This window comes from Nonomuraea corallina, from assembly GCF_027620315.1.
In the GTDB taxonomy this organism is placed as follows: Bacteria; Actinomycetota; Actinomycetes; order Streptosporangiales; family Streptosporangiaceae; genus Nonomuraea; species Nonomuraea corallina.
The window spans coordinates 83229-92803 of sequence record NZ_JAPNNL010000005.1 but is presented as its reverse complement, the minus strand read 5'-3'; the positions used below and the strand labels follow the sequence as shown (position 1 = coordinate 92803).

The 9575-nt window shown below is 70.4% G+C and carries 10 protein-coding genes; 7 read left to right on the top strand and 3 right to left on the bottom strand.

Translation table 11 applies throughout. From position 1 onward, the window contains the following. Both OUY22_RS02670 and OUY22_RS02665 read right to left on the bottom strand, forming a co-directional pair. The coding region (locus OUY22_RS02670; RefSeq protein WP_270153074.1) for an FAD/NAD(P)-binding protein at positions 1 to 440 on the bottom strand (440 nt) is incomplete at its 3' end. A gap of 47 nt (positions 441 to 487) precedes the next feature. Then, positions 488 to 2926: an SCO7613 C-terminal domain-containing membrane protein gene (locus OUY22_RS02665; protein WP_270153073.1), complete on the bottom strand. Its 2439-nt coding sequence runs from the start codon at positions 2924 to 2926 to the stop codon at positions 488 to 490. Between the two features lie 337 nt (positions 2927 to 3263). On the opposite strand from OUY22_RS02665, the gene OUY22_RS02660 reads away from it, so the two are divergent. The 6 genes from OUY22_RS02660 to OUY22_RS02635 all read left to right on the top strand — a co-directional run bounded on the left by OUY22_RS02660 (position 3264) and on the right by OUY22_RS02635 (position 8168). Continuing rightward, positions 3264 to 4091, top strand: coding sequence for an NAD(P)-dependent oxidoreductase (locus OUY22_RS02660; protein WP_270153072.1), 828 nt, complete (start codon positions 3264 to 3266; stop codon positions 4089 to 4091). 29 nt (positions 4092 to 4120) lie between these two features. Next, the gene (locus tag OUY22_RS02655) at positions 4121 to 4465 is read left to right on the top strand and encodes a winged helix-turn-helix transcriptional regulator (RefSeq protein WP_270153071.1); all 345 of its coding nucleotides are present in this window, start codon (positions 4121 to 4123) and stop codon (positions 4463 to 4465) included. A 155-nt stretch (positions 4466 to 4620) separates the two neighbouring features. After that, positions 4621 to 4905: a DUF1540 domain-containing protein gene (locus OUY22_RS02650; RefSeq protein WP_270153070.1), complete on the top strand. Its 285-nt coding sequence runs from the start codon at positions 4621 to 4623 to the stop codon at positions 4903 to 4905. A 54-nt stretch (positions 4906 to 4959) separates the two neighbouring features. Continuing rightward, complete coding sequence (locus tag OUY22_RS02645) at positions 4960 to 5256, top strand: hypothetical protein (protein WP_270153069.1); 297 nt, start codon at positions 4960 to 4962, stop codon at positions 5254 to 5256. Between the two features lie 117 nt (positions 5257 to 5373). Beyond that, entirely contained in the window at positions 5374 to 6678 is a 1305-nt protein-coding gene (locus OUY22_RS02640) for an RICIN domain-containing protein (protein WP_270153068.1), read from the top strand. Positions 6679 to 6689: 11 nt separating this feature from the next. Then, positions 6690 to 8168: an RICIN domain-containing protein gene (locus OUY22_RS02635; protein WP_270153067.1), complete on the top strand. Its 1479-nt coding sequence runs from the start codon at positions 6690 to 6692 to the stop codon at positions 8166 to 8168. A 218-nt stretch (positions 8169 to 8386) separates the two neighbouring features. Here OUY22_RS02635 and OUY22_RS02630 read toward each other — a convergent pair whose 3' ends face one another. Beyond that, positions 8387 to 9079 (bottom strand): pyridoxamine 5'-phosphate oxidase family protein, encoded by a 693-nt coding sequence (locus tag OUY22_RS02630; RefSeq protein ID WP_270153066.1) that lies wholly within the window; start codon positions 9077 to 9079, stop codon positions 8387 to 8389. A 268-nt stretch (positions 9080 to 9347) separates the two neighbouring features. Between OUY22_RS02630 and OUY22_RS02625 the strand changes: the two genes are divergently transcribed. Further along, positions 9348 to 9554 (top strand): cold-shock protein, encoded by a 207-nt coding sequence (locus tag OUY22_RS02625; protein WP_270153065.1) that lies wholly within the window; start codon positions 9348 to 9350, stop codon positions 9552 to 9554. Positions 9555 to 9575 lie beyond the last annotated feature (21 nt).

Below are 9575 nucleotides of genomic sequence, written 5' to 3'. Positions count from 1 at the left end.
ACGACCGCGTCCGCGGCGACGCGGCGGCCGTCGGCCAGGCGTACGGCGTGGTCGCCTGCCAGGCCGATGGCGGTGCCGGTGATCAGGTGGAGCGCGCGGGCCGGTGGCTCCGCCGAGGCGGCCAGCACCTCGCGCAGGTAGCGGCCGTAGACGGCCCGCGGCAGGTAGCCGGTCCCGGTCGCGTCCAGGCCCGCGGCGCGGGCCCAGCTCAGGAAGTGGCCGGGCTCGCCCTCGACGGCGCTCATCCGGTCGGCCCGGGTGTTGAGCAGGTGGTGCGGATCGGTGGTCGCGTACGCCTGGCCGAGCGCGTGCCGGCCGTGCTGGTCGATGAGCGTGACGGTGATCGGCGTCCTGCGGGTGCGGGCGAGCCGCAGCAGGTGGATGGCGGTCAGAGCGCCGCTCGCGCCGCCGCCGACGACGGCGATCGATGAGGTGTCCACCCAACCCACACTACCTGTAGGTAATGGCTATTTCACTGATCACGCGCTCACCTCATCGACGCCAAGCTGTCACGCAGCCGACGCAGGTCCCGCATGCGCGCCTCGTACGTCGCCCCGATCACCACCAGCAGCAGCCCGCCGACCGCGATCGGCGCCCAGCGCGGCACCACGAGGAGCATCTCCGACACGTACGGACCCAGCTCGCGCACCGCGACCCCGGCCACCACGACGGCCCCGATCACCGTGGGAGCCTGGAGCCTGAACCTGACCCCGGCGAGCAGCACCACCAGCGCCAGCACGCCGAGCGCCAGCGACCGCCGCCATTCCACGTCCGCGTACACCGCCACCAGGCTGGGCACCATCGTGACCGACAGGCCCGCCCCGTACGCCGCCCACGACGAGACAGGCGCGCCGCGCCGCCGCAGCCAGGCGGATCCCAGCAGGACCAGCGAGCACGGCACCGTGTACGCCTCGACGACGGTGACCTCGTCCGCCGCCAGCCGCAACCAGGAGGCCGGCACCAGCAGGGCGACGCCTGCGTACCGGAGGCCGATCGCCCGGTCCCGGCCCGCCCACAGCGACCTGACCAGCACCAGAACCCCGGCCGCGGCGAAGCCCACGCTCATCGCGACCAGGACGCGCAGGCCCAGCGAGAACCCCGCCGCCACCGCCGCCAGCCCGAGGAACAGCACGGCGAAGCCGAACCCCCACGCCCGCAGCCCCTTGACCCTGGCCGCCCACGCCACCCCGGCCGCCGCCATGCCCAGGACCGGCAGCACGATCAAGGTCGCAGGCTCGCTGCCGAACGCGTACGCCGCCGCCCGCCCCGAGGCCGCCACGGCCACGACCGCGCACGTCACGGCCCACCACGGCACCCGGCTCACGGCGGCGGCCACTGTCACCGCGACGGCGAGCACCGCCTGCACCGCCACGGCGGCGGAATAGGGCGCCCCGAACGCGTGCGGGGCGACGGCGACCATGAGCGCCCCGAACACCAGCGCACCGCCCACCGCCCACCGCCTGCCGCCAGAAGGCGCCGTCGTGGGCCGCCCGCCGCCAGGCATCCCGTCACCCGGCCGCCCAGCACCGTCAGGAGTCCCGGCCCTCGATCGCCCGCCCTTGAGCCGTACGGCTGCCGCCAGAAGGGTGGCCGCCACCGCGCCCAGCATCACCACGTCCGCCGGCGTCACTCTCGCCAATGGCTCCCACTGAGCTCCGCCCCAGGTCCCCGTCAAGAACAGGTCCAGCCAGGCGAGCGGCGACACCAGAGCGCCCAGGAGCCGGGGCAGCAGCGTCAGCACGGTCCCCAGCGCCACCAGCCCACCGGTGGCCACGGCCGCCGACCGCACCTTCGGCCAGGGCAGCCAGCTGGCGGCGAGCACCACCGCCAGCGCCGGCACCAGGTACCCCAGTGCGCGCCAGTCCGTGCCCGAGATCCACAGCACCGGCTGCGCCCACGCCGCCGGCACGGCGATCAAGGCGAGCACGGTCCCGACGGTGACCGCGGCGGCCCAGAGCTCCCCGTCGGCCCTGCCCGCCCTGACCAGCAGCCACGTCACGAACCCGCCGAGCAGCGCCAGCACGGCCAGCGGCGCCGACCTCAGCACCGCCTCCCCGGCCGAGGGCGCCCCCAGCGCGTACAGCGCGCCCCCCAGCAGGGCTAAGGCGGCGACCCCGCCGCCGCAGACCGCGGCCGTCACCCGCACCGCTCCCCTGCCGCAGCGGACCAGCGCCGCGTCCGCCGCCGCGGTGACCACCAGCATGGCCACCAGCAAGGTCCCCGACAGCTCACCGAACAGCAGCGGCAGGACCGGCTGAGCCAGCACCACGGCCACCGGAGCGGGCACGCGGAGCCCCGTGACCCGGGCATGGACCACCAGGACGAGCGCGGTGACCCCCAGCACCCCCGCCGTGTAGTGCAGCCCGTCGAGAGCGTCGAGGCCGAGGAATCCCGCCCTCCGGGCCGCGTACCCGTCGAGCAGCAGCAGCACCACCCCGAACCCGGCCACCGTCTCGGCCGTCGCGGTGAGCCTGCGCCGCGTCAGCAGGACCGGCGCCAGCATGACCAGCGCGGTGAACCCCGCCAGCACCGCCGCCCGCCCGCCGATGCCCAGCCGCCCCCAGCTCACCACCGTGAACACCACCGCCGCCACGGCGAGCAGCAGCCCGCCGAGGATCAGCAGCACGTTCTTCGCGGCGGCCGGGGAGACCTCCCGCGCCGGGGACCCACCCACCATCCCGGGGTACGGCCCCGTTCCCGGGGGCGGCGGCCCGGGATACGGCGGCATCCCCGCGTGCGGCATCCCCACGTGCGGCATCCCCGCGTGCGGCATCCCCACGTGCGGCATCCCCACGTGCGGCGGACCTGGATGGGGCCCGCCGGTGCGCAGGACCTCCAGCAGTTCCCCGCGGCGCGACTGCAACCAGGCCTGCCGCCCGCTCAGCTCGGCGAGGGCCTGGTCCACCTGCCAGAGCTCGTACGCCACAGGCCCCTGCAGCAGCAGTCCGCACCGCGGGCACCTGGACACGGGCTCTTGAACCCCCGCTCCGGACCCCACCATCGCCCCACAATCCGGACAGGTCCCGCTTTCCCGCACCATGATCCGCCTTCAACACCCGTCGAGATGACCCATATTTCACCTTCATCCCCTTGCGAACCACTGTCACGGGCTTGCGACCTGAGAATACGAACCCCGAATCACAGCCGTCGATCGTTCACCACGGGCGGCCCGAGGCCCCTCGCCGCGTCGCTAACCTCCGGGTAACCACGCACTTCGAAGTGCGTTCTTGTGGCCGGAGCCGCCCAGGTTGAACAGTGGGGCCATGGACATGAAACCTGAACGCATCGCTTTTCTCGGTCTGGGAGCCATGGGGCGCACGCTGGCGCGCACCCTCCTCGAAGCCGGCCGTGAGGTGACGGTCTGGAACCGCACCCCCGGAAAGGCGGGCGACCTCGTCGCGCGCGGCGCGCGGGAGGCGTCGGACCCGGGCGAGGCGATCGACGCCGGGGACCTCACGGTGGCGTGCCTCCTGGACGACGCCAGCGTCCGGGAGACGCTCGCGCCGGTCCTGCGGGAACTCTCCGGCGGCCCGCTCGTCAACCTCACCAGCGGCTCCGTACGGCAGGCGCGTGAGCTCGCCCGGTGGCTCGACGGGCACGGCGTGCGGTTCCTCGCCGGCGGAATCCTGGCGGTGCCCCAGACGGTCGGCACGGAGGCGGCCTCCGTCCTCTACAGCGGCCCGCGGGACCTGTTCGACCGGGTCGCCCCCGTGCTGAGTCCTGTCGGCCGTCCCCACTGGGTGGGCGAGGACCCGGGGTTCGCGTCGCTGTACGACATGGCCGCGCTCAGCGGCATGTACGGCATGAGCGCCGGGGCCGATCACGCCGTGGCGCTGGTCCACGCGGAAGGCGGTGACGTGGAGGCGTTCAAGCGCGACGTGCTGCGGCCTTGGATGGAGCGGATGCTTCCGATCATCGCCGGCGAGGCCGACGTGAGCGTGTCCGTTCCCGAGGAGTACAACGCCGCGATGCAGGCGACCGGTCTGGAGAACATGATCTCCACCTCCGAGGAGGCGGGGGTGCCCGCGGAGCTCTCCGGGCACCTGCGCGCCTCGCTGTGGCGGATGCGGCGCGCCATCGCCGCAGGCTGAGCCAGCCGGGGCCCGGCTACCATGAGGCAGTGCGCAACCCGCCCTACGTCTGTGCTCTCGACGCCGCGTTCGACGTCGTCGGCGGCAAATGGAAGGCGCTGATCCTGTGGGCGCTGGACGAGCGGCTGCGTCGATTCGGCGAACTGCGGCGCAGCCTGCCCGGCATCAGCGACAAGGTCCTTGCCCAGCAGCTCCGCGAGCTCGAAGCCGACGGCATCGTCCGGCGGACCGTGTTCGAGGAGACACCGCCCCGGGTCGAGTACGAGCTGACCCGCGAAGGCGTCTCGCTCTACGCGGCGCTCGGCGCTCTGGGAGAATGGGGCGAGCGCCGCATGCGCGCACTCGACATCGTCCCCACCCACGGCGAGGGGTGAAAGCACCGATCAGCTCCATTGCCATAGCCATCGCCAAGACTTCACCCAGCTTCATGACGACGCGGAGTGAACCCTCTGACGCCGGGGCAGCATCCTGAGCGGTTCCGAGAAGCCGCTGACCGGCCTCGGCCACACGTCACGTTCGGGGGAATTCGATGAAGATGCCTGTGGTCAACGCATGCGACGTGGAAGCATGCGCCTACAACACCGACGGCAAATGTCACGCCATGGCCATCACCGTGGGCGACTCCCGTCACGCCCACTGCGACACCTTCTTCAGCGCCTCGACCAAGGGCGGCGATCCCGCGAACGTCGGCCACGTCGGCGCGTGCAAGATGGCGGACTGCCGGCACAACACCCAGTTCGAATGCCAGGCTCCCAACATCACGGTCGGCTACGGCTCCGGCACGGCGGACTGCCTCACCTATTCACCTGCCTGAGAGCGACGCGCAGCCGGACCCTGCGCCGGGGAACGTCACGTACCACTGGCCGTCGTGAAAGCACTGCTCGAGCATGGGGCGAACCCTGTATCGGCCGACGTTCAGGGCCGGCGCCCCATCGATCTCGCCCGCCGGTACGCCGGGCGCGACATCGATACGGAGCTGCTCGCACGAGCCACGGAACATGCCCCACAGGGAGCGCGGATCGTCGTTCGCCGTGAGGAGTGTGAAGGAGGCGACGTACGGATCGTGGCCGAGGTGCGCGACAGCACGGGCATCCTTCGCTCGGAGTCGTGGCTCGGCACCGGCCACGCCGAAATCATCCGCCTCCTGGAGGCTCGGACGTATTGACCGGCTCGATACACGGGAACACACTGGCGTAACGCCGATGTCATCCCCATTGCCCCCGGCGCGTCGAATGTTAGCGCTAACAAGAATGGTCTTGTTCCGGCCAAACGGAGTTCACCCGTGAACGGACAGCTCAAGGTCAGACGATGGCTGGTGCGGCTCTGCCTCGTGGCGCTCGCCGCCGCCACCGGGGTCACCGTCGCCACCCCCGCGCAGGTCGCCCCCGGCTACGTCTACACCACGTTCAAGGGGGACGCCGCGGCCGACCAGGAGCTCTGGGTCTACTCCTCGTCCGACGGCACGAACTTCAGCGTGCTGGCCGACACCGGCTACCAGGGCCCGTCCGGCGTGCTCCGCGATCCCAGCGTCATCCAGCACAACGGGCTGTACTACATCGCCCACACCGTCCAGTCGTGGACCACGAACTCGACCCACTTCAACATCGCCTCCAGCCCCGACCTGGTCAACTGGACGCACGTCACCAGCGTCGGCTCCGGCGTCGCCGACACGCGGTTCACCTGGGCGCCCGAGTTCTACGTCGAGGGCGGCACCGTCCGGGTGATCGTGAGCATCGCCCGGACGACGTGCTCCAACTGCTTCCGTCCCTACGTCTTCACCGCCCAGAACGCCTCGCTCACCTCCTGGAGCGGACCGGCGCAGATGGGTGGCCTCGGCTCCAACTACATCGACACGTACGTGGTGAAGTCGGGCAGCACCTACCACGCCTTCACCAAGAACGAGACCTCCAAGTACATCGAGCACTGGACCAGCGCCGGCCTCACCAGCGGCTGGAGCAACCAGGGCCAGTTGTGGACCTCCGGCTACGAGGGGCCGGCCGTGCTGCGGATGAGCGACGGCTCCTGGCGCATCTGGGTCGACAAGTACACCAACGGCGGCATCTGGACCGCCACCAGCGCGAACCTGGACTCCTGGTCGGGCCTGAGCCAGATCACCTGCCCCGGTTGCCGCCACGGCACGATCCTGCCCGTGGCCGACGTGCCCGGCCCGGCTCCCGCGTACCGCGTCACCAACCGCGACAGCGGCAAGGTCATGGACGTCATGTCGGCCTCCACCGCGAACAACGCCGAGGTCAAGCAGTGGACCTGGAACGGCGGCGGGAACCAGAGATGGCAGTTCCAGGAGACGGGCGGCGGCTACTACCGGCTGATGAACCAGAACAGCGGCAAGTGCCTGGACGTGGCCGGCGCTTCGACCGCCGACGGGGCGAACGTCATCCAGTACACCTGCGGCGGCGGCACGAACCAGCAATGGCAATGGGTGGCCACCGGCAGCCATTTCCAGCTCCGGGCCCGGCACAGCGGCAAATGCCTCGACGTCGTCAACGCGTCCACCGCTGACGGCGCCGACATCCAGCAGTACGCCTGCGGCAGCGGCACCAACCAGCAGTGGAGCCGTACTCAGTGATTGGACCTGTCATGACGCACGCAGCCGGACCGTCGGCCTTACGCCGATCACTGATCGCCTCTGTGGTGGCGACGCTCACCGCGGCGGCGAGCCTCATCGCCGCCGCGCCGCCCGCCGACGCCGCCACCAGCCAGTTCAGGGGCATGAACTGGGCCGTGCTGGGCGACAACTTCAGCACCGGCCCGCTCGTCCTGCACGGCCTGAGCCAGTCCGACAGCAACGCGACCGTACGGGCCAAGGCCGACGCCCTCTACGACGACCTGGCCTCCACCATGGGCGTCAACACCGTCCGGCTGCCCGTCAACACCCATACCGTCGCCAACACGACCTGGTGGAACGCCTACCGTGGCGCCATCGACGCCGCCACCGCCCGGGGATTCAAGGTCATCCTCGCCTATTGGGAGGACGGCGCCGCCTCCGGCGGCAGAATCACCGACCTCGCCGCCTGGCACACGATGTGGTCCGGCGTGACCAGCACGTACGGCTCGAACGCCGGCGTCTACTTCGAGCCGATGAACGAGCCGCACGGCTACACCTCCGCGGAGTGGCGCGACGTCGCGGCGAACTGGCTCAGCCGGCACACCTCGGCATCGCCCGGACGGGTCCTCATCGGCGGCACCGGCTACAGCCAGGACCTGCGGGACGTCTGCGGCGACAGCCGCTTCGCCTCGACGCTGCTCTCCTTCCACCACTACGCCTTCTTCTACGGCGCGATGACCTACGACGCCTTCCGCAGCCACATCCAGACGCGCCTGGGCAACTGCGCCTCCCGGGCGGTCGCGACCGAGTTCGGCGCGCCGATGGCCACCGGTCTCGACTACGGCGACGCCAACAGCACCGACAACTTCGTGCGCCACATCCGCGCCATGGCCCAGGTCATGCGCGACAACCAGATGGGCGGCACCTACTGGCCCGCTCTTGGCGGTAAGCCGACCGGCAGCTCCGGCTACGACCACTACTCGATGTACGCGCTGACCGGCAGCGGCACCGACCTCGGCCTGACCGTCCGCAACCCCTCCGGCGCCGACCGCATCCGCTACGCCTGGGGTGACACCATCGGCGCCACCCCCACGACCTACTACAGGATCGACGTGCGCCACAGCGGCAAGGCCATGGACGTCCAGCAACCCAACACCGACAACGGCGCCCGCGTCGGCCAGTACGCCTACGGCGGCAACGTCTGGCAGCAGTGGCGGTTCCAGGACGCGGGCAGCGGATACTGGCGCGTCATCAGCCGCCACAGCGGAAAGTGCCTCGACGTGGTCGGCGCCTCGACCGCCGACGGCGCCGAGCTGATCCAGTACACCTGCGGCACCGGCGCCAACCAGCAGTTCCAGCTGGTCGCCAACGGCGGCTACTTCCAGCTCCAGGCCCGGCACAGCGGCACATGCGTGGACGTACCGGCCGCATCGACCGCGGACGGCGCGATCCTCAAGCAGTATCCGTGCAACACCGGCGCCAACCAGCAGTGGTCACGCACGCCCGTATGACGACCGTGCGGCACGCGGAGCCGGCCACCGTCGAGATCACCTCGGTGTGGGCATTGCCGTCTACCTGACGGTACGCACCGAAGACTCGCCCCAGCAGACGACGACCGCGTTCCTGACCGCCTGGCAGCGCGGCGACCTGCCCGCCATGAAAGCTCAGGTTCTGGAGCCGCCCCGACACTTCGACGGCGCGCCAGGGGGCCGGGCAGCCGGGCCGGGTGTCATGCGGTGCGCGGAAGCGGCGGCAGGGGCAGTGGCAGCCCCGGAAGACCGTCGATGCTGGCCGCGATGTGCTCCTTCTTCTGGAAGTACGCGTCGAGCGACTCATCGGTCTCACGCGCGAAGCGCGACGCGTGCAGCGGGCGGTCCTCTTCATAGGTCATGAACGGGACGGCGTACCCGCAGGTATCGCGGATCTTCTCGGCGGTGACGACGATGATCGCGCGCAGGCCGTGCAGGGTCGGGTCGATGTCGGGGAAGTGGCCCATCAGTTCGGCCCACCGCGCGTCGTCGCGGAAGACCGGCTCTCCGCGGCCGTGCACGCGCACGATGTTGGGAGGACCGTCGAAGGCGCACCACATCAGGGTGATGCGGCCGTTCTCGCGCAGATGGGCGATGGTCTCGGCGTTGCTGCCCGCGAAGTCGAGGTAGGCCACGGTGAGTTCGTCAAGTACGGCGAACGAACCGTTCAGGCCCTTGGGCGAAAGGTTGACGGTGCCCTCGCCGTCCAGCGGCGCCGTCGCGGTGAAGAAGATGTGCTGCGCCTCGATGAAGGCACGCAGCCTGCCGTCTATCCGCTGGTAGCTCTTTCCCATGGGCCGATTATGACGGAATGATGATCGCTCAACCGCGGCAGGAGTCAGGGACCGCGCGGCGACGGAACCGATCACCATCCAGGCCAGGATCCACTCCACGGCGTGAGCGGCGCGGCCGCCGACCAGCAGCGGTCACGCACGCCCGTCCGACGACCGCGGGCGGCATACGTACAGAGCACGACGACACGTGTGCTAGGTTGGAACCAGTTGCAGTTGTGGTACCCATAAAACTTGTGTGCACCTGACGGTATGTAGCCTCGGGTGCATTTTTTGTTGTCCGGTCATCTCCGGGTGTGTGGTCCTATCACCGCGACGCGAAATCCGTTCGATGCGGATTTCGGCTTTGCACCCATCAAAGGAGATCAACATGGCTTCCGGCACCGTGAAGTGGTTCAACGCGGAAAAGGGCTACGGCTTCATCGAGCAGGACGGCGGCGGCGCCGACGTCTTCGCGCACTACTCCAACATCGTCGCCAACGGCGGCTACCGTGAGCTGCGCGAGGGCCAGAAGGTGGCCTTCGACGTCACGCAGGGCCAGAAGGGCCCGCAGGCCGAGAACATCGTTCCCGCCTGACACCGCGCACCACGTAGCCGG